A 19,549-nucleotide genomic window follows, 5' to 3' on the forward strand; every position below is an offset into this window, starting at 1 on the left:
GCGCCTTCGGCAGGAACGCAGCAGGGCCCGCGACCTCCCGGTCACGGGCCCCGTTCGCTGCTGCCGTCAGCCGTTCAGGCCTCGCTCGATCGAGGCGATGATGCGCGGGCGCAACTGCGCCACGCTGACGATCTCGTCGACCGAACCGACCTCCACGGCGCGCTGGATGCTGTGCACCCGGTCGAACTCCGCGGCGACCTCGCCGAGCTTCTCCGCCCGCACCGAGGACTGCACCTCTGCCAGCTGCGCGTGCAGCGCCGCCCGCTCCGCGCCCGTCGCCTCACCGGCGCTCGCCTGCAGCGCGGTGACCCGCGGATCGGTCGCCGTGCGGTTGTTCACCTCGCCGGAGAACACCACCGCCGCCGCCGGAGCACCGCCCAGCACCGACGCGAACGAACCCTCCAGCGCCAGCACCGTCATGTTCGGGTTCAGCGCCTTCGAGAACACCACGAACGCGCCGCCGTGGTACCGCGAGATCACGCAGAACACGATCGGGCCCTCGAAGTTCACGATCGCCCGGCCGATCTCCGCGCCGTACTCCAGCTGCAGCTTCCGCATCGACTCCGGCGAACCGTCGAACCCGGACAGGTTCGCCAGCACCACCAGCGGCCGGTTCCCGGACGCCGCGTTGATCGCCCGCGCCGCCTTCTTCGACGATCGCGGGAACAACGTGCCCGCCGTGTAGGTGTCCGGGCCGTCGGTGGGGGGGAACCCGCGGCGCTGCACCGATCGGGACTCGATGCCGAGCAGGCACACCGGGTGTCCGCCCAGGTGCACGTCCTGCACCGCCGCGGTGTCCGCGTCCGCCATGCCCGCCCAGCGCTCCAGCACCGGGTGGTCCTGGTCGGACAGCGCGCGCATCACCGTGCGGATGTCGAACGGCTTCTTGCGGTCCGGGTTGTGCTCGGCGGAGAAGATCTCGCCGACCGTGCTGAAGTCGCCGCCGAACTCGTGCGGGAACGGCGAGACGTCCCGGTCCGACGGGTCGGTCGTCGCGGCCGCACGCGGCGCCGACTCGCCCGGCACCACGTAGGTGTGGTCGTAGTGCGACATCAGCACGTCCCGCGCGGCGGGCAGATTCGGCGCCCAGTACTGCGCCTGGCCGTTCGGCCCCATCACCCGGTCGTAGCCGCCGATGCCGAAGTTGTCCTCCGCCGACACGCCGCCGGAGAAGTCCAGCGACTGCTTGCCGGTGAGCACCATCGCCGAATCGGGCGTCATCACCAGGATTCCCTTGGTGTGCATCAGCATCGTCGCCTCGGCGTTCCAGTACGGCTGCGCGCCGACCGTGATGCCCGCGACCACGATGTTGATCTCGCCGCCGTCCTGGGTGAACTGCACGATCCGCTTCAGCGCGGCCGCCACCCAGTCCATGTTCTCGGTGCCCGAGGACATCGAGATGCGGGCGCCCGCCGACAGCGCGAACCACTCCAGCGGCAGCCGCAACCGCTCCGCCAGGTCCAGCGCCGCGATCACCCGCGCGCACTCCGGCTCGGACAGCGCGCCCAGCGCCTTCGTCGGATCGCCCAGCAGCACCACGCGCCGCACGCCCTCGGGGTGACGCTCGGTCGGGGTGGTCACCACGCCCGCGACGATCGCGGCCGAGTTCTTCCCGCGCGGCCGGTCCACCGGCACCAGCACGCCGTCCTCGTCCAGGTCGTGCTCGACGAAACCGCCCGCGTCCCCGGCCAGCATCCCGGTCAGCTCGTACGGGTACGTGGTGCCGCGGCGCGCCGCGCGCAGCACCTTCTGCCGGTAGTCGTCCAGCGGCAGCACCGGCTCCGCGGACGGTTCCTCGATGTGCAGCCGCGGTTCGCGGCCACCGGCCAGGTCGATCCGCACCGCCATGTCGGTGAGCTCGCCGTTCTCCCCGCGCTGGCGGGACAGGAACGTGACCTCCTCCAGCCCGGCGCCCGCCGTCGTCGGCAGGATGCGCTGCACCAGCGTGTTCAGCTCGTCCGAGGTGAACTCCGTCGGCGGCCACACGTACATCAGGATGCGGTTGGTGTCGAAGCGCTTCTTCGCCGGGCGCTGCGCCTGCACCGTGCGGATCGCGTCCATGCACCCGGCGAGGATGTCCTCCACCGCGGGCAGCGCCACCAGCCGGCCCTCCGCGTCGCGCAGCGGGGTCAGGTCCCGCACCTGCGCCATCGCGACCAGCCGCTCGTCGGACGGGTTCTCCCGCGCGACGCACGTGAACAGGTAGACCTCCTCGTCCGCCGACGGCAGCCGGGTCAGGTCGAACTCGCGCAGCCGCTCCAGCTGCATCCGCTGCGCGATCAGCGGGTGCAGGCCGCGGATCAGCCGGTCCTCGGCGAACCCGCCCCGCTCGTCGCGGCGGAACGTGAAGTGGTGGTGCATCACCGCACCGCCGGTGCCCGCGACCGTGGTGGTGATGCGGGCGACCTCGGCGGGCAGCGGCTGCGCCGCCAGCACCTCGCCGAGCCGGGCCGCGACCGCTTCCGCGTCCGGCTGCCCCTCCCACTTCACGTACAGGTCGGCGACCACGTCGGCACCGTCCGGGCGGTCCGCGGCCAGCTCGCCGACCGCGCGCGCCGCCTCCGGCAGCTCGCCGAAGTCGACGGCCGTGGTGACCAGGCGGGTCACGCCCTCCGCGCCGGTGTGCTCGGCGGTGACGAACCGGCAGCCCGCGGCTTCCCGGGACGTGACGCCGGACAGCGCCCGGTTGCCGTAGTAGCGGCGGGTCAGCACCTCCAGCAGCGGGGTGTGGTCGTGGCCGCCGCGGCCCATCCGCTGGCCGAGCAGCCGCACCAGCGGCTCGGCGCTGGCGACCATCTTCGCGATCCGCTCCGCGCGGTCCGCGGCGTCCGGGTGCTCGTCGAGGTGGCGCAGCTCGGCGCGCACCCCGGCGTACACCTCGGCGCGGTTGCGGCGCAGCAGCGGCTGCGCGAACCAGCGGAACACCACGCCGCGCGCCAGGTCCGAGACCGCGGGGAAGCGCACCTGGGTGGCCTTGATGACGTGCTCCAGCGTCAGCCCGGCGCGCTCCCGCAGCTCCGTCGCGGGCGGCGGCTCGGCGATCCAGCGCCGCAGCAACGCCGAGATGATCTTGACGTCGGAGGCGGCGCGCTGCTGCGCCAGGAAGATCCGGAACACCGCCGACTCCAGCTCCGGCGAGCGCTCCAGGTCCGTCACGTCGTAGTGCGCCAGCACCCGGCGCAGCCGCTCCTCGAAACCGGTGCTGACCCCGGCGCGCTCCACGTCCAGGCTCTGCAGGTAGCTGTGGAAGTACTCGCGCGGGCTGTGCACCGGGCCGGATTCGTCGTCCACGTCCCCGGCGGGCTTGTTCCGGCTCAGCTCCGACAGGTCGGCGAACACGCCGAGCAGCTCGACCTCGCCCTCGGTCACCCCGGGCGCCGCGTCCGGCTCGGTGCGGGCCGCCAGGTAGCCGCTGAGCACCCGCTCGCCGTCCTGCGGATCGACGTCGAAGCCGAGCAGCAGGCCGCGCAGGTCCCGCAGGCCGCGCGCGGCGCGCTGCGCGGCCGACACGCTCGTCGGCTCCGCGGGCAGCTCCACCTCGACCGCCGCGGTCTCCGCGGCCTCCTCGGCCGCGTCGTCGTCGGCCAGCGGTTCCAGCCGCATCAGCGGCGCGCCCGTCTCGACCTGGCTGCCGGTGGACACCGGCAGCTCCCGCACCCGCGCCCGGAACGAGGCGCGCAGCACGGTCTCCATCTTCATGCTCTCCAGCACCAGGATCGGCGCGCCCGCCTCGACCTCGTCGCCGACGGCCAGCGGCGTCGCCACCACCAGCGCGGGAGCGGGGGAGCGGACCACACCGCCCTCGTCCCGGGTGATCCGGTGCGCCACCCCGTCCACCTCCACCAGGTGGATCGGGCCGTGCGTGCCGGTGACCAGGCGGAACCGGTGGCCGTTCACGGTGATCTGGCCGCTGTGCGCGTCGAACCGGTCGACCTCCACGTCCGCCGGGTGCACCGGGCCGCCACCGGAGATCGCGACGCGGAACCGCTTGTGCCCGACCCGGGCGACGCCCACCTGGTAGCCGACGCCGCGCAGCTTCAGGTCCAGCGGGCGGCCCGTCTCGTGCTGCACCTGCGGCCTGCCGCCGAACGCGGTGGACAGCAGCCGCTGCCGCGCCGCCTCCTCCTCGTCCTGGTAGGCCTCGATGGCCGCCGCGGCCAGCGCGATCGCCGAATGCCGGTGCAGCACCAGCCGGCCGTCCTCGCGCACCCGGTCGATCCAGCCGGTGTCGGCGCTGCCGTCGACCACCTCCGGCTGGTCCAGCAGGTCCAGCACGAAGCTCTTGTTCGTCGCCCCGCCGTCGATGATCACCGTGGTCTCGGCCATCGCGCGGCGGAGCCGGGCCAGCGCCTCGTCGCGGTCCCGGCCGAACGCGATGATCTTCGCGATCATCGAGTCGAAGTCGGCGGGGATCGTGTCGCCCTCCGACACCCCGGTGTCCACCCGGATGCCGGGGCCCGCGGGCAGCACCAGCCGCGCGATGTGCCCGGGGGAGGGGGCGAAGTCGCGGTCCGGGTCCTCGGCGTTGAGCCGCGCCTCCACCGCGTGCCCGCTTTCCGAGGCGCACAGCCCCTCCAGCGTGCCGCCCGCGGCCACGTGCAGCTGCAGCTTCACCAGATCGGTGCCGGTGGTGATCTCGGTGATCGGGTGCTCCACCTGCAGGCGCGTGTTCACCTCCAGGAACGCGAACAGCTCCTCGCCCGGGTGGTACAGGAACTCCACGGTGCCCGCGCCGCGGTAGTCCACCGCCAGCGCCAGCCGCTCCGCCGAGGCCTTCAGCTCCGCGGTCTGCTCCGGGGAGAGCACCGGCGACGCCGATTCCTCGATGATCTTCTGGTTGCGGCGCTGCACCGAGCAGTCCCGCACGCCCAGCGCCACCGCGGTGCCCTGGCCGTCCGCGATGACCTGCACCTCCACGTGCCGGGCGCCGGTGACCAGGCGCTCCAGGAACACCACGCCGGAACCGAAGGAGCGCAGCGCCTCCTGGCTGGTGCGCTCGTAGGCGTCCGCCAGCTCCTCCGCCGAGTTCACCTTGCGGATGCCGCGCCCGCCGCCGCCCGCGGTCGCCTTCAGCATCAGCGGGTAGCCGATCCGCTCACCCGCGGCCAGCGCCTCCTCCGCGGACGCCACCTCGCCGCGGGACCACGGGGCCACCGGCACGCCGACCTCCTCGGCCAGCAGCTTCGCGCCGATCTTGTCGCCGAGCCTGCGCATCGCGTCCGCGCTCGGGCCGATGAACGTCACGCCGATGCGCTCGCAGACCTCCGCGAACGCCGGGTCCTCGGCGACGAAACCCCAGCCCACCCAGGCCGCGTCCGCGCCGGTCTCCAGCAGCGCCCGTTCCAGCGCCGCGTGGTCCAGGTAGGGGCGGGCCGACGCCGGGCCCAGCGAGTAGGCCACATCGGCCTCCCGCACGAACGTCGCGGTCCGGTCGGCGTCGGTGTAGAGCGCGACCGTCTCCACCCGCTTGCCGGTTTCCGCGGACAGATCCCGCACGGCGTGGATGAGCCGCATCGCAGCCTCTCCACGGTTGACGATGGCGACACGACTGAACACCGGATGAGCCTCCTGATTACCACGCACAACAGGCGACGTCCCGTCCCCGGAGCGTCGCCTGCACCTGTCCTACACACTGCTCCGTCACACCCGGGTGTACCAATGTCCGCACCGGCGCATGCCGGAGCCGAGACTTTGTAGGAACCCGCCAAAAAAGCTAGCCGAGCGCCCGTCCGGAACTCCCCGGAAGACCACTCCAGCACACGAATTCGGGGCAGAACCCGCGAGATCCGGGAGACCCGCTCATCGCCGCGCTCCGCCACTCGCACCACCCGGCGCCCCCGGACGGCCCCGACCACCCTGCCGCACGACCGCATTCAGAACGCGGCCGGATAGGTTCCCGTGGTGAACAGAGCACGGTGGGCGGCGTTGCCGCAGCGGTTCCCGCTCGTGGCCGACGCCGCGCTCGCGGGGTTCGTCACCTACCTGGCGCTGCTGGGGATGTCCCCGGGCGACGTGGTCGACAGCGGTGATCCCGGGCTGCTCGCCCACGTCGCGGCCGTGCTCGGCGGTGCCCCGCTGGTGCTGCGCAGGCGGTACCCGGTGGTCGTGCTGGCCGTGATCTCGGTGGCGCTGTGCACGTTCTACGGCACCGGCTGCAAGACCTCGCTCGGGCTGCTCGGGCCGCTCGTCGCCACCTACAGCGTCGCCGTCCGGTACCCGCTGAACCGCTCCGTCCCGCTCGCCGCGGGCAGCATCGTGGTCATCAGCAGCGGTGTCATCGCGGGTGTCGCCCACTTCCGGTGGTCCACCGATCTGTTCGCCGGTCTGCTGTTCGGCAGCACCCAGGCGATCATCGCGGTCGCGCTGGGCTACGCGATCCGGGTCCGCGGCCAGCAGGCCGAACGGCTCCGGCACGAACGGGACCTGGAAGGCGAGCGCGCCGTCACCGAAGAGCGGATGCGCATCGCGCACGAACTGCACGACGTCGTCGCCCACCACCTGTCCGTGGTGGCGGTGCAGGCCAGCCTCGCCCGCTACGTGCTCGACTCCGACCTGGAGACCGCCCGCGAAGCGCTCGGCACCATCTCGGCCACCACCTCCAGCTCCCTCGACGAGCTCGGCAGGCTGCTGCGCGTGCTGCGGCCCAGCATCGAGGAACCGCCCGGCGGCGGCACCAGCTTCCTGCCGCAGCCCGGGCTCGACGAACTGCCCGTGCTGCTCGAACGGGTCCGCTCGTCCGGGGTACCGGTGGCGCTGCACGTCGAGGGCGAACCGCGGCCGCTGTCGCCCGGCGCCGAGCTGTGCGCCTACCGCATCGTGCAGGAAGCGCTCACCAACGTGCTCAAGCACGCCCCGACCGCCACCGCCGAAGTCCGCGTGCACCACGACGCCGACTCGGTCACCGTGCGGATCCGCGACGACGGCGCACCGCCCCCGAAGGACCGCAAGCCTTCCGGGCACGGTTTGATCGGCATGTGCGAACGGGCGAAGATGTACGGCGGCACCGTGGAGATCGGGCGTCGTCCCGAAGGCGGATTCCAGGTCCTGCTGCGCATTCCGCGCGCCGAGGGCTGAGCAGGCGGCCGTCGACCGGCGGGGGGACCGCCGCGTGATCCGGGTGCTCATCGTCGACGACCAGGACCTGCTGCGCGCCGCGTTCGCCGCGCTGCTGCGCGCCACCGACGGCATCGACGTCGTCGGCGAGGCCGCGAACGGGCGCGACGCCGTCGAGCTCGCCGCCCGGCTGCGGCCCGACGTGGTGCTGATGGACCTCCGGCTGCCCGAGATGGACGGGGTGCGCGCCACCGAACTCATCCTGGAAGCGGCCGAACCGCCGCGGCCCGGCATCCTGGTGCTCACCGTGTTCGACCTCGACGACTACGTGTACGCGGCGCTGCGCGCCGGGGCCTCCGGGTTCCTGCTCAAGGACAGCCCGCCCGAAACGCTCATCACCGGGGTGCGCACCGTCTCCGACGGCGGGATGCTGTTCGGCCCCACCATCACCCGGCGGCTCGTCGAGACCTACATGCGGGTGCCGCCGCCGGGCGCGGGCATCCCCGTGCAGCTGTCCGGGCTCACCCAGCGGGAACTGGCCGTGCTGCGGCTGATCGCCACCGGCGCCACCAACGCGGAGATCGCGGAGCACCTGGTGCTCAGCGAGGGGACGGTGAAGACGCACGTGAACCGCGCCATGACGAAGCTCGGGGTGTCCAGCCGGGCGCAGGCCGTGGTGGTCGCCTACGAATCGGGACTGGTGGTGCCGCGGCAGCGGTGACAGGACCGCTCGCGCGGGAACGGCTCGTGGAACCGCGCGTCCGGGCCGGTTCTGCTGGGACCGGCCTGTCCGTCGGCAACGGCCTGTCCGCCGGGGCCGGCCCGCCCGCCGGGAACGGTCCGGATCAGACGAGGCCCGCGTCGTGGGTGACGATGGCGACCTGGGTGCGGTTCGACGCGCCGAGCTTGCCCATGATCCGTCCGATGTGGACTTTCACGGTGGACGGGCTCATGTACAGGTGGGCCGCGATCTCCGCGTTGCTCAGCCCCTGCGCCACCGCCACCGCCACCTCGCGCTCGCGCGGGGTCAGCTGGTCGATCTTCCGGCGCGCGTCCGAGTTCTCCTTGCCCGCCGCGAACGCGCCCAGCAGCCGCTTGGTGATCCGCGGCGAGAGCATCGCCTCCCCGGAGGCCACCGTGTGCACCGCCGCCGCCAGCTCCCGAGGCGGGGTGTCCTTGAGCAGGAACCCGGACGCCCCCGCCTGCAGCGCGGCGTGCACGTACTCGTCCACGTCGAACGTCGTCAGCACCAGCACCGCGGGCGGTTCCGCCAGCGCGGCGACCCGCTTGGTGACCTCCAGGCCGTCGACCCGCGGCATCTGGATGTCGGTGACCACCACGTCCGGGCGGTGCTTGGCGACCAAGTCCACCACGCCGGAACCGTCCCCGGCCTCCGCGGCGACCTCGATGCCCGGATCAGACTCGAGGATGAGCCGGATGCCGCTGCGCACCAGTTCCTCGTCCTCCAGCAGGACCACCCTGATGCCCACGTGACTCCCCCGCGCCCGACTGCGTTGCCGCGCCCACGGTATCCAAGTCCGGCCGCACCGGATCACGGTGTCCCGGGACCGGCGTCAGGACGCGGCCGCGGGCTCCAGCACCGGGAACTCCGCCCGCACCCGGTAGCCGTCCTCGGCGGTGCGGCCCACCTGCAAGGTGCCGCCGGCGAGGGTGACCCGCTCGCGCATCCCGATCAGCCCGTACCCGGAGCCCTCCACCACGGTGGTGCCGCCGCCGCGCGCGTTCACCACCTCCACCGCGAGCCCGTCCGGACCCGTGTCGACCGACACCAGCACCGGCGAACCGGGGGCGTGCTTGCCCGCGTTCGTCAGCGCCTCCTGCACCACCCGGTAGGCGGCGCGGCCGACGGCGGTGGAGGTCTCCGGGAGCTCGTCCGGCATCTCCAGCGCGATCTCCGCGCCCGCCGCCACCGAATCGGCGACCAGCTCGGTCACCCCCGCCAAGGTGGGGGCGGCGTGATCACCGCCCGGGTGCTCGGCGTCGTCGCGCAGCGCCCGCAGCATCTCGCGGAGTTCGCTCAGCGCGGCCGAGCTCGACACCCGGATCACCTCGGCGACCTGCTCGGTGCGCTCGTCGGTGGCGGTCATCGTCAGCGCGCCCGCCTGCAGCGAGATCACGCTGACCCGGTGCGCCACCACGTCGTGCATCTCGCGGGCGATGCGGCGGCGTTCGGCGCCGACCGCGCGGTCCGCCAGCAGGTCCCGCTCCCGCTCCGCCTGCACGGCCCGTTCCCGCAGGCTGCGCAGCAGGTCGCGGCGCTGGTACAGCCACAACCCGAGCAGCGTCGGCATGCCGACGAACCCGGTCAGCATCGCGGCCAGCCCCAGCAGCACCGTCAGCGTCCCGTCGCTCCACAGATTCGCGAGGTTCGGCAGCGCCAGGCGGGTCAGCTGCGCCGCCGTGACGACCGCCACCGCACCCCAGGTCGAGGCGACCGGGCCGCGCTGCTTCGCCATCGTGTACAGGGCGACCACCACGGCCATGCCCTGGTCCGCCGATCCGGACAGCACCAGGACCGCGCTCGAGGCCAGCACCGCGATCCACGGGAACCGCCTGCGCAGCAGCAATCCGCCGAACAGGAGCGCGTTGCCGGGGATCAGCACCCACTGCTGCCAGACCGCCGGATCGTCCGGCATGGCCACGGCCAGCGACGCGATCAGCAGATCCAGCAGCAGGGATCTGAACTTGCCGTCCCACCAGGCCAGTCGAGTGGCCCACTTCCCTTGTCGAGGCACTCGACCACGGTATGCGTCGGTGTCGTCGTCCGGCATCAGGCGTCCGATCATGCTGCTCCTCTCCGCCGTTCCAGCGTGTCCGGCGCCCGCCCGCGGGTGCGTCCCGCTTCCGGCCGAGGCGGCGTACTACTTCAGGCCAAGTCGAGTCGGGCTGAACTGCCGACGTGCGCGGACCCGCTCGGGGCGCAGCATTGATCTCGTCGGCGAACGGCGGAAGTCGAAGCCGGCGGGGCACCGCGACCGCGGTCCGCTCCCGAAGCACTCCCGGAAGGACGAATCCCATGCTGAAGTCCGAGATCACCCGTTCCCTCGCCCAGTCCGCTGCCGAGCAGCCCTCGCAGGTGTGGGGCTGGGTGTTCCTCGTCGTCGGTGGGCTGATCGCGCTCGGGCTGGCCGCGCTGGTCATCGGCGCCCTGGTGAGCCTGTACCGCGCCGAGGCGGACGGCACCACGAAGGCGGTGTGGGTGCTGATCGTCGTGATGGCGCCGCTGCTGGGTGCCGCGCTGTGGTTCGTGATCGGCCGCTCGCAGGCCCGCAAGAACGCGGTCGGCTCCGGCCCGGAGTCCGGTCCGGCGCAGCCGCTGGACGGCGGCCAGGCCACCGCGTGACGGCCCGCGGCAGGCACCGCGCCGCCGATCCGTGCGCTCCCGCCACCGGGAGCGCGAGGGGTCGGCGGCGCCAGGTCGTTCCGGGGGCGCCGGACCGTCCGGGGGCCCCGGACCGTTCTGGGACAGCGGGTCGTTCTGGGACAGCGGGTCGTTCTGGGACAGCGGGTCGTTCGGGGACCCCGGACCGTTCTGGGACAGCGGGTCGTCCGGGGGCGCCGGGTCGTTCCGGGACACCGGGTCGTTCCGGATCGGGCGCACCGACGACCGGACAGTCCACATCTACGAACGGCCGCGGGTCAGCCCTCGTCCGCGGCGCGGTCCGCGGTGAGCGCCCGGGCGTCGACCAGTTCGGTGCCCGCGATCATCCCGGACCACCCCCGGTGCTCCCGGCTGCGCGGCACGCCCAGCGCGTGCACCGCGCACCACGCCAGCGCGACCGGCAGCCCCGCCGCGGGCCACAGCACGGCGAGCACGCCCTCGACCAGCGCCAACCCGCCCACGCCCACCAGCCAGCGCAGCAGCACCGCGCGCGCTCCCGGGCGCCGCCCGTCGACGACGACGCGCAGCAGCACCGCGTGCTGGCCGAGCGAACTGCCGCGGCCCACCGCGGTGGCGATCAGCAGCAGCACGGCGGGCGCGAACCACAGCGCCGCCGTCTCCAGCCACGCCTGGGTCCCGGCGGGCGGCCGCACCTCGGCGACCCGCAGCAGCAGGTCCGCGCCGCGGGCCAGCGCCAGGCCCAGCCACCACAGCAGCAGCACGTCGCAGACCATCCCCAGCAGCCTGCGGACGCTCCCGACCGGCCGCGGCGCGCCGGAGTCGCCGGTGCCGCGCTGCCCGGGGACCAGCCGCAGCACCGGCGCCAGCAGCGCGCCCAGCGCCGCCCCCGCCGTGTTCGCGATCAGGTCGTCCACGTCGAACAGCCGGTACGGGCACGGGTACAGGAACCAGATCCCGGTGAGCTGGGTGAGCTCCACCGCCAGCGACACCATGAACCCGGCGAGCACGGTGCCGCCGAAGCCCTCCCGCAGCAGGTAGCGCACGAACATGCCCAGCGGCACGAACAGCAGCACGTTGAACCCGAACTGCTGCACCGCCGGATCGGCGACCAGCCCGGTCAGTTCGGTGAGCCCGCCGGGCCGCCGCACCTCGTCGAACCCGGCGAACGGCCGCCACTGCGGCCGCAGGTCGCCGAACGCCTCGCAGAAGCCGGGGCCGATCGGCGGCAGCGGCACCAGCACGTACGCCACCAGGCCGAGCGCGTAGAGCACCGCGGCCGCGAACAGCAGCAGCGCGCCCGGCCGCAGCTCACCGCGCTTGCGGTGCTCGCGGGCCACGTAGGGCACGAACAGCAGCACCACCAGCGCCACCGCGACCAGCGCGGCGGCCACCGCGGGCAGCACCCGGATGCTCACCGGGACCTCCGGGTTCCGTCAGTGCGCGTACGTGGTGGACAGCACCGCGCGGCCCAGGACGTGCCCGAGCGCGGTGAAGTTCACGACCGCCGGCGTCACCTGGTCGTTCACCCCGAGCGTCGGCACGTCCAGCGCGAGCACCGCGAACAGGTAGCGGTGCGGCCGGTCGCCGGGCGGCGGCGCGGCGCCCGCGTAGGCGCGCTCCCCGAGGTCGTTCGGCACCTGGAAGGCGCCGGTGGGCAGGCCCGCTCCGGTGGCCGAACCCGCGTCGGTGGCCAGCTCGGTCACCGCGGCGGGCACGTCGACCAGCGTCCAGTGCCAGAAACCGCCCGGGATGGGGGCGTCCGGGTCGAAGCAGGTGACCACGAAGCTCTGCGTGCCTTCGGGGAAGCCCTCCCAGCTCAGCTGCGGGGAGCGGTTGCCGCCGCCCGCGCCCATGCCGCTGTAGACGTGCGCGAGGTCGAGCGGCTCGTCGGCGGCGACGTCCTTGGAGGTGAGCGTGAACGCGGGGACCTCGGGCAGCAGCGAGTACGGGTCCGGGTCGATCGGGCGTTGCAGGCTCATGCGTCTCCTCCTCGGCGGGTGTGCGGGACGATCTTCGGGATCGTCCGGTCGCAGCCTAGTGGGGCCCCCGCGGGCGCGTGCGCGGCCTCGCGCGCGGATGCCTCGGGCGCCGCCCCGTCACCCCCGCGATGCAACGCGTGCAAGCGTTCACTTGATCGAGTTATTGTCGCTGCCCGTCGGGCTCGGGATCATGGTCCGGTGCACGCCGATCTCCACGTCGGCGACCGCGGTCGAGCGGTTCGGGACAATTTCGAGCGGGCGTCCCACAACGGCGATCACCGGTTCTGCGAGCGGCTACCGGAAAGAGCTCGGAAGCCGAATGCGAGAATCGGTAGGCCGGATTCGGAACAGCAGTGGAAACCACTCCCGAACCGGCGAGGTACGTGTCCGATGCGCCACGCCTTCGGTACCGGAAAAGTCCGGGTATCGCCGATGTCGGGCCAGGGATGTCGATGCTGGGGGATAGCGCACTCATGCCGGGAAATCGCCACACTTCCGTCCGGTCGCGCCAGGTGGCCGCGGAACTCCGCCGCCACCGCGAGCGCGCCGGGCTCAGCTGCACGGCGGCAGGTGCCCGGCTGGGCGTCTCGGGCAGCAAGATCAGCCGGATCGAGACCGGGGCCAGCGGCGTGCAGCTCGATGACGTCACCGCGCTGCTGCGGCTCTACCAGGTGGGGGAGCGGGAGCGCGCGTCGCTGGTGGAGCTGGCGCGCAACGCGGGCCGCTCCGCCTGGTGGCAGCGGCCGTCCGCGGCCCCGGCCCGCTGGCGGGATTTCCTCGACTACGAGAGCAAAGCGGTCCGGATGCACAGTTTCGAACCGATGCTGATCCCCGGCCTGCTGCAGACCGCGGAATACGCGCGGGCCGTCATCTCGGGGATGGAACCCGGACGTTGCGAGGACGAACTGGACGAACTGATCGCGACCCGGATGGCGCGGCAGATCATTCTGAGCCGATCCCGGGCGCCGTTGTTCCACGCGGTGCTGGAGGAATCCGCGTTGCGGCGCCCGATCGGCGGGCCGGGAGTGATGAAGCGGCAGCTGCTGCACCTGCTGGTGATGATGGAATCCGACCACGTCTGCCTGCGAGTGGTCCCCCGTTCCGTGGGGGCCTATCCGGGATTGCAGGGGTCATTTCTTCTTCTGGAATATGACGGCGAACCGGACATGGTGTACGTGGAGAACCAGCACGCGCCGGCATTCCTGGATTCCGAGCGGGTCGTGAGCTCCTACCGGGAGGTGCTGCGGGACATCGTCCGCCTGGCGCACACCCCGGACGCGGCGGGCGACCTGATCCGCGAGGTCCTCACCGAGCACTGATCGCGCCTCGCCCGTTCGGTCGTCGGCGGCCCGGGTGGTGCGCGCGGGTCGCGCCGCACCGGCCGTCACCGCGCGTTGATCTTCGCTGGTGCTTCCGGGTGCGCGCCGCCGGATCGCGACCGGCCGCGCCGCCGCTCTGCCAGGCTCCCCGGATCCACGAGCCGATGACCACCGGGGGAGCAGATGCAGCGAGCACCGACCGAGTTCGCGGTCCTCGGGGACGAACCCGTCGAGCGCGCGGACGAGGACCTCCTCGGCGTCGCGGACACCGCCGCCGCCCTCGTCGCGCTGATCACCGGGTCCCGCGCGTCCGCCCCGTTCACCGTCGCCATCGACGCGGGCTGGGGCATGGGCAAGAGCAGCCTGATGCGGCTGATGCGGACCAGGCTGGAGACCGACGGCGTGCCCACCGCCTGGTTCAACGCCTGGACCTCCGGACCGGACGCGCTGGAAGTGCTCATCAAATCGGTGCTGCTGCGCTTCGACCGCAACGTGGTGCGGCGCGCCTACCACCGGCTCGCGCGGCGGCGCGGTGCCGTCCGCGCCGGGCGGCTGGCGCTCGCGCTGATGCTGGGCCTCGTCGGGCTGCGCCGGATCGTGGACGCGGTGTGGGAGCAGCTGTCCGCCGACGCCAAGTCCCGCGACGAGATCCGCGACGCCGTCCGGGAGATGGCGCGCGAATGGGTCTGCGACGGCGGCCCCGACGGCAGGCAGCTCGTGATCTTCGTCGACGACCTGGACCGCTGCTCGGCGCAGGTCGTGCTCACCGTGTGCGAGGCGATCAAGCTGTACCTGGACGTGCCCGGCCTGGTGTTCGTGATCGGCTGCGACCAGGGGGCGCTGTCCCGGAACCTGCGCGGCGACGGTGCCAGCGCGCAGGCTGCCGAGTACCTGGAGAAGATCGTCCAGGTCAACTACCGGGCGCCGGTGCCGGACCGGGAGTGCGCGCGGCGGCTCGTCGAGGGCTACCTGCGGCGGGCGGGCACCAGCGAGCTGTTCGGCGAGCAGCTCACCGCGCTGCTGGTGCTGCGGGCCAAGCGGAATCCGCGGCGGATCAAGCGGCTGCTCAACGGGTTCGTGCTGGAGTACCACCTCGACCGGCGGTGGCGGGAGATCGGGCCCGCGGTGCTGCTGCGGATCATCCTGCTGCAGCACTTCTACCCGGACTTCCACCAGCTGCTGGCCTGGCCGGACGGGCGGGACCCGGTACCGGAGTTCCTCGGCTACGCCGCCGTCCGCGACGAGGTGCGGCGCGGCGGCGTCCCCGCCGACCGGACACCGTTCACCACCCTCGGAGTCCCGGTGCCGGGAGCGGACGGCGGACCGCAGGACTGGTCGGTGGCGGTGGAGCGGCTGGAGCAGGAGCTGCCGGTGCAGTACCCGGGGCTGGGCGGGGACTCGGACTTCCGGGCGCTGGTCCAGGAGTTGGGGGCGGACGAGGGGTACCGGCGGATGCGGGAGGAGGTGCCGCGGCGGCGGGACGAAGGCCGGGTCCTGAACACCGTGCACACCGCGGGCCCGGTCATCCGGGCTGTCGGGATCTCCGACGTCGTCGTCGGAGACGGCGACGTCGCGGTGCAGCCGGGTGGCGCCGGACCCCATCTCGACCTCGGCGGCCTCCGCGTGCTGTGGGTCGACGACGCGCCGACGACGTCCGACGGGCGGCGGGCCGAGATGGTCACCGCCCGCGGTGCCGTCGTCGAGTTCGCCGCCGACCTGGACGGAGTCCGCGCCGCCCTGCGGAACTTCGAACCCGAGCTGATCATCTCGGACATCACGCGCGCCGACGACGAGTACGCGGGGCTGGACGAGATGCAGGCGCTGCGGCACGCCGGGGACTACGCCGGTCCGGTGATCTTCTACGTCGCCCGGGTGACTCCGAACCGGTTGCGGCGGGCGAAGGCGATGGGTGCCGAAGGAGTGACGGGTGATCCGGCGGAACTCCTGGAGTGGGTCGCGGCCGTGGCCCGCAGGCTGCGCAAGGACCGACCGGTACTCCCCGTCCAACTGTCCGAAATGGACGTTCTGTGATGATCCCGACGAGCGGTTTTTCCCCGATATATCACCTGATCAGGTAACGACGTTCGGCCGTTGTGGACGATGACCGGGCCGTGATCGGCTCCCTCCGCGACACTGGCACGAGCCGGAGGCGGGCCGGTCACCCCGACCGCGCCGCACGGGCTCCGGGGGATGGAGAGCAGCGGGATGACACGCACACGGCGCACCCACACCCGGTGGTGGTCGGTACCCGGAACACTCACCGCGGCCGCGCTGGCCACCGTCGCGATCACGACCCCCGCCGGGGCCGGGACCACCGCCGCGGCCGCCGACGAACAGCCCGCCGCGCCGATCAGCAGCCGGATCGTCGGCGGCGAGTACGCCAGCACCGCCGAGTACCCGTGGGTCGTGTACCTCACCGACGCCGCGGGCAACCAGTTCTGCGGCGGCACGATCGCGGCCGCGAACAAGGTGATCACCGCCGCGCACTGCGTCACCGGGGGCGCGCCGCCGGAGATCACCGTCGTGTCCGGGCGCGACGACAAGGGCAGCGACGACGGCACCGAGACCCCCGTGCGCGACGTGTGGGTGCACCCCGACTTCCAGAACGCCAGCAGCGGCGCCGACGTCGCCGTGCTCACCCTCGACGGCGACCTCGGCGAAACCCCGCTGCCGATCGCCACCGCCGGTGATCTGCCGGAGTACCGGCCGGGCGGACCGACCACCGTCCTGGGCTGGGGGACCACCACGGAGGGCGGTGCGCCGTCCAGCACGCTGCGCCAGGCACACCCGCCGATCACCACCGACCAGGACTGCAGCCAGGCCTACGGCGGGCAGTACGACCCGCGCGGACAGGTCTGCGCCGGACTCCCGCAGGGCGGCGAGGACAGCTGCCAGGGCGACTCGGGCGGGCCGCTCGTCGCCGGGGACAAACTGATCGGCATCGTGTCCTGGGGCAACGGCTGCGCGCGTCCCGGCCAGCCCGGGGTGTACACCCGCCTAGGCGCCTACCACAACGAAGTCCAAGCCCAGCTCCGCTGAGCTCCCCCGGGCACTGCTGCTGCTCGGAACTCGGGTGGCGGAACCTCAGCGGGATTCTCGCTGCGGGATCGATTTCACAGGTGGCTCCGCCACATGAGAAATCGCTGTCCTCGCGAGAATCCCGCTGAGAACCCGCGGGTGGGCCTGCTGCGTGCGTGGTCGCTGCTCAGCGGCTTCGCCGCTGACAGGAAAGCGATGAACCTCTTGGCGCGGGCTCAGGCTGCTACGAGGCCTGCGGAGATGGTGAGGAACGCCGCTGCGCTGATCATGTCGAGGGATCGGGCGAAGCGCGGGCGGCGCAGCCGGTCGGCGATGCGGGCCGCACCCAGCACGATGGTGACCTCCCAGATCGCGGCCAGCACCAGGAAGACCGCGCCCAGCAGCACCAGCTGCAGCGTGGGGTTCGCCGCGGAACCGACGAACTGCGGCAGGAACGCGAGGCTGAACAGCAGCATCTTCGGGTTGGTGATGTTGCTGAGCAGGCCCTGGAGGTACGGGCGGCTCGTGGTGGCCCCGCCGGAGAGCCCGTCGCCGGTCTCGGCGCGGGTGAGCCACAACCCGCGCACGATCATCGCCGCCAGGTAGACCAGGTACGCGGCGCCGGCCCACTTCAGCGTCGCCAGCACCGCAGGGTGGCTGGTGATCACCGCGCCGAGCCCGCAGATCACCAGCGCCACCTGCAGGACGCTCGCCGTGTGGATGCCGGCCAGCGCCCGCAGCCCGGGGCCGATGCCCTGACGCAGCGAGATCCGCAGGATCAGGAACGCGTCCACCCCGGGCGTCAGCACCACCACTGCACTGGCGAGCAGGAACGCCGGCAGGGTCGTGAAGTCCAGCAGCATGACGAGTTCGCTCCTTGCCTGGTCGACGCGCGCGCGACGGCGCCGGTGAGCGCGCGGCCCACCGGTCGAGGTTTCACCGGATCGGGGGTGATCTCGGGTCCGCGTCGTCGCGGTCACCGAAGATCTGAACTGAACGGACGGGACGAACCGGCTTCGCCGAAGCAGTGATCCGAATTTTTTCCCGCCGAAGTCCATCTTAACGAAAAATTATCAACACCTGGTGTGAGCTCGCCCTCGTCAGCCGCCGGTGATCGGACCGCTACCGTGTGCCGCCGAACGCCGCCGCACGCCCAGGAGGCCGCCGTGCCCGACCGATCCCGCCCGCTCGCCCGGATCGCCGCGGGGAGCGCGGCCGCCGCCACCGCGGCCGCCGCCGCGCTCGCCGCCCCGGCCGCCGCCGACCCCGCGCAGGAACGCGTGCTCGGCGGCGCCGACGAGCACGCCGCGCCGTGGGCGGTGGCGCTCACCGACCAGGGCGGGCGCCAGTTCTGCGGCGGCACCCTGGTCACCGAGATCAAGGTCGTCACCGCCGCGCACTGCGTCGACGGCCGGGACGCCGCCGACCTGCGCGCGGTCACCGGCCGCACCGACCTGCGCACCACCGGCGGCGCCGACACGCCCGTCGACGACGTGTGGGTGCACCCCGAATTCCGCGGCGTGACGGGCGGGCACGACGTGGCGGTGCTGACCCTGGCCGCGCCCGTGCCGGACGAGGTGTTGCCGATGGTCGGCGCCGACGAGATCGCCCGCTACCGGCCCGGCACCCCGGCGCGCGTCCACGGCTGGGGCTACACCACCGAGACCGGGCCCACCTCGGCGACGCTGCGCTCCGCCGACGTGCCGATCAGCTCGGATGCGGACTGCCGCGCCGCCTACCCCGACTACGAACCGGGGACGCGGGTCTGCGCGGGCCCGCCCGAAGGGGGCCGGGACGCGTGCGCCGGGGACTCCGGTGGGCCGCTCGTCGCCGACGGCAGGCTGATCGGCGTCGTCTCCTACGGCACCGGCTGCGGACGGCCCGGCACGCCCGGCGTGTACACCCGGATCTCCGGGGTCGCCGACGACGTCGCCGCGCGGCTCTGAATCCGCCGTCCCGCACCGCGGGACGGGCCGGCGCCACCCGGGGTTCGCGCCGCGGCGGTGCGCGGGTAGCCGTGCGCAGCACCGACCTGCCCCGAGGCTCGCGCGCCCGGTCCCGCGGGACGTGGTGTGCGCTACTTCCACCGCAGGTGACCCCGGGTGTCGTAGCCGGAATGTGATATCCCGTGGGGGTGACCCTGCAACCGCTCGCCACCGCCGTCCACCGCGCCTACACGGCCGACCTCGACGCCGAGGACTTCTACCGCATGCTCCGCTTGCGCGTGGACGTGTTCGTGGTCGAGCAGCAGTGCGCCTACCCGGAACTGGACGGCCGGGACCTGGAGACCACCACCAGGCACTTCTGGATCGACTCCGCCGACGGGTACGTGCTCGGCTACCTGCGCCTGCTCGAAGACCCCGACGGCACCTTCCGCATCGGCCGCGTCGCCACCGCCAAGGACGCCCGCGGACTCGGCCTCGGGCGCAAGCTGATGCGCGCCGCGCTCGCCGAGATCCAGCGCGCCCCCGCCGTGCTCTCCGCCCAGACCTACGCGCTGGAGTTCTACCGCGGATTCGGCTTCGAACCCTCGGGTGAGGAGTATCTCGAAGACGGCATCCCGCACGTCGACATGCACCGATACCCCGGCTCGCTGCGCTGAGCGAGCCGCGGCGGTTCCTCGCCCGTCGCGGGGATGCGACGATGCTCGCTGGTCCCAGCCAGGGCAGGTCAGGAAACCGGTGCGAATCCGGTGCGGTCGGCGCCACTGTGACCGGGGAGCGGATCTCCCCCGCGAGCCACCGGGCGCCGCCTGGGAAGGCCGGAGTTCCGCGCTGATCCGGGAGCCAGGACACTGCCTCGCCCAGGCCCAGCCG

General features: G+C 73.0%; 15 protein-coding genes and 1 riboswitch. Of the genes, 8 read left to right on the forward strand and 7 right to left on the reverse strand.

Translation table 11 applies throughout. From position 1 onward, the window contains the following. Positions 1 to 66 precede the first annotated feature (66 nt). Positions 67 to 5,556, reverse strand: a complete 5,490-nt coding sequence (locus tag AC29IT_RS23775) for an ATP-binding protein (RefSeq protein WP_488220142.1) — start codon at positions 5,554 to 5,556, stop codon at positions 67 to 69. Positions 5,557 to 5,901: 345 nt separating this feature from the next. Here AC29IT_RS23775 and AC29IT_RS23780 point away from each other — a divergent pair, with 345 nt between their 5' ends. Continuing rightward, complete coding sequence (locus AC29IT_RS23780; protein WP_358438687.1) at positions 5,902 to 7,074, forward strand: sensor histidine kinase; 1,173 nt, start codon at positions 5,902 to 5,904, stop codon at positions 7,072 to 7,074. A 34-nt stretch (positions 7,075 to 7,108) separates the two neighbouring features. Next, positions 7,109 to 7,774, forward strand: coding sequence for a response regulator (locus AC29IT_RS23785; RefSeq protein WP_358438684.1), 666 nt, complete (start codon positions 7,109 to 7,111; stop codon positions 7,772 to 7,774). A gap of 124 nt (positions 7,775 to 7,898) precedes the next feature. On the opposite strand, the gene AC29IT_RS23790 is transcribed toward AC29IT_RS23785, so the two are convergent. Continuing rightward, positions 7,899 to 8,543, reverse strand: coding sequence for a response regulator (locus AC29IT_RS23790; protein ID WP_358438681.1), 645 nt, complete (start codon positions 8,541 to 8,543; stop codon positions 7,899 to 7,901). An 84-nt stretch (positions 8,544 to 8,627) separates the two neighbouring features. After that, positions 8,628 to 9,809 carry a sensor histidine kinase gene (locus AC29IT_RS23795; protein ID WP_488220143.1) on the reverse strand — a complete coding sequence of 394 codons (1,182 nt, stop codon included), beginning with the start codon at positions 9,807 to 9,809 and terminating at the stop codon, positions 8,628 to 8,630. 281 nt (positions 9,810 to 10,090) lie between these two features. On the opposite strand from AC29IT_RS23795, the gene AC29IT_RS23800 reads away from it, so the two are divergent. Beyond that, a complete protein-coding gene (locus AC29IT_RS23800) occupies positions 10,091 to 10,417 on the forward strand; it encodes a PLD nuclease N-terminal domain-containing protein (RefSeq protein WP_488220144.1) in 327 nt (108 codons plus the stop codon). A gap of 296 nt (positions 10,418 to 10,713) precedes the next feature. Here the strand turns inward: AC29IT_RS23800 and AC29IT_RS23805 are convergent, their stop codons facing one another. From AC29IT_RS23805 to AC29IT_RS23815, 3 genes are all read right to left on the reverse strand, one after another. Next, complete coding sequence (locus AC29IT_RS23805; protein WP_488220145.1) at positions 10,714 to 11,832, reverse strand: VanZ family protein; 1,119 nt, start codon at positions 11,830 to 11,832, stop codon at positions 10,714 to 10,716. A gap of 18 nt (positions 11,833 to 11,850) precedes the next feature. After that, complete coding sequence (locus AC29IT_RS23810) at positions 11,851 to 12,396, reverse strand: YbhB/YbcL family Raf kinase inhibitor-like protein (protein WP_488220146.1); 546 nt, start codon at positions 12,394 to 12,396, stop codon at positions 11,851 to 11,853. A gap of 147 nt (positions 12,397 to 12,543) precedes the next feature. Continuing rightward, positions 12,544 to 12,675 (reverse strand): hypothetical protein, encoded by a 132-nt coding sequence (locus tag AC29IT_RS23815; protein WP_358438666.1) that lies wholly within the window; start codon positions 12,673 to 12,675, stop codon positions 12,544 to 12,546. Positions 12,676 to 12,908: 233 nt separating this feature from the next. Here AC29IT_RS23815 and AC29IT_RS23820 point away from each other — a divergent pair, with 233 nt between their 5' ends. From AC29IT_RS23820 to AC29IT_RS23830, 3 genes are all read left to right on the forward strand, one after another. Beyond that, entirely contained in the window at positions 12,909 to 13,715 is an 807-nt protein-coding gene (locus AC29IT_RS23820; RefSeq protein ID WP_358438664.1) for a helix-turn-helix domain-containing protein, read from the forward strand. Between the two features lie 183 nt (positions 13,716 to 13,898). Continuing rightward, positions 13,899 to 15,746 (forward strand): P-loop NTPase fold protein, encoded by a 1,848-nt coding sequence (locus AC29IT_RS23825; protein WP_488220147.1) that lies wholly within the window; start codon positions 13,899 to 13,901, stop codon positions 15,744 to 15,746. A gap of 174 nt (positions 15,747 to 15,920) precedes the next feature. Next, positions 15,921 to 16,754 (forward strand): S1 family peptidase, encoded by an 834-nt coding sequence (locus tag AC29IT_RS23830; protein ID WP_358438658.1) that lies wholly within the window; start codon positions 15,921 to 15,923, stop codon positions 16,752 to 16,754. Between the two features lie 215 nt (positions 16,755 to 16,969). Here the strand turns inward: AC29IT_RS23830 and AC29IT_RS23835 are convergent, their stop codons facing one another. Continuing rightward, on the reverse strand, positions 16,970 to 17,596 hold the full coding sequence (locus AC29IT_RS23835) for a LysE family translocator (RefSeq protein ID WP_358438655.1): 627 nt from the start codon (positions 17,594 to 17,596) through the stop codon (positions 16,970 to 16,972). 303 nt (positions 17,597 to 17,899) lie between these two features. Between AC29IT_RS23835 and AC29IT_RS23840 the strand changes: the two genes are divergently transcribed. Both AC29IT_RS23840 and AC29IT_RS23845 read left to right on the forward strand, forming a co-directional pair. Continuing rightward, positions 17,900 to 18,679, forward strand: coding sequence for a S1 family peptidase (locus tag AC29IT_RS23840; protein ID WP_488220148.1), 780 nt, complete (start codon positions 17,900 to 17,902; stop codon positions 18,677 to 18,679). A gap of 188 nt (positions 18,680 to 18,867) precedes the next feature. Beyond that, positions 18,868 to 19,335, forward strand: coding sequence for a GNAT family N-acetyltransferase (locus AC29IT_RS23845; protein WP_358438649.1), 468 nt, complete (start codon positions 18,868 to 18,870; stop codon positions 19,333 to 19,335). Between the two features lie 69 nt (positions 19,336 to 19,404). Next, positions 19,405 to 19,530: riboswitch (cobalamin riboswitch) on the forward strand. Positions 19,531 to 19,549 lie beyond the last annotated feature (19 nt).

The sequence above is a fragment of the Saccharopolyspora sp. MMCC62 genome, assembly GCF_057736575.1.

Bases quoted from the DNA above. Each gene is read 5' to 3' on its own strand.
- AC29IT_RS23830 (WP_358438658.1), top strand. From the start codon at position 15,921: ATGACACGCACACGGCGCACCCACACCCGGTGGTGGTCGGTACCCGGA.
- AC29IT_RS23835 (WP_358438655.1), bottom strand. From the start codon at position 17,596: ATGCTGCTGGACTTCACGACCCTGCCGGCGTTCCTGCTCGCCAGTGCA.
- AC29IT_RS23825 (WP_488220147.1), top strand. From the start codon at position 13,899: ATGCAGCGAGCACCGACCGAGTTCGCGGTCCTCGGGGACGAACCCGTC.
- AC29IT_RS23810 (WP_488220146.1), bottom strand. From the start codon at position 12,396: ATGAGCCTGCAACGCCCGATCGACCCGGACCCGTACTCGCTGCTGCCC.
- AC29IT_RS23800 (WP_488220144.1), top strand. From the start codon at position 10,091: ATGCTGAAGTCCGAGATCACCCGTTCCCTCGCCCAGTCCGCTGCCGAG.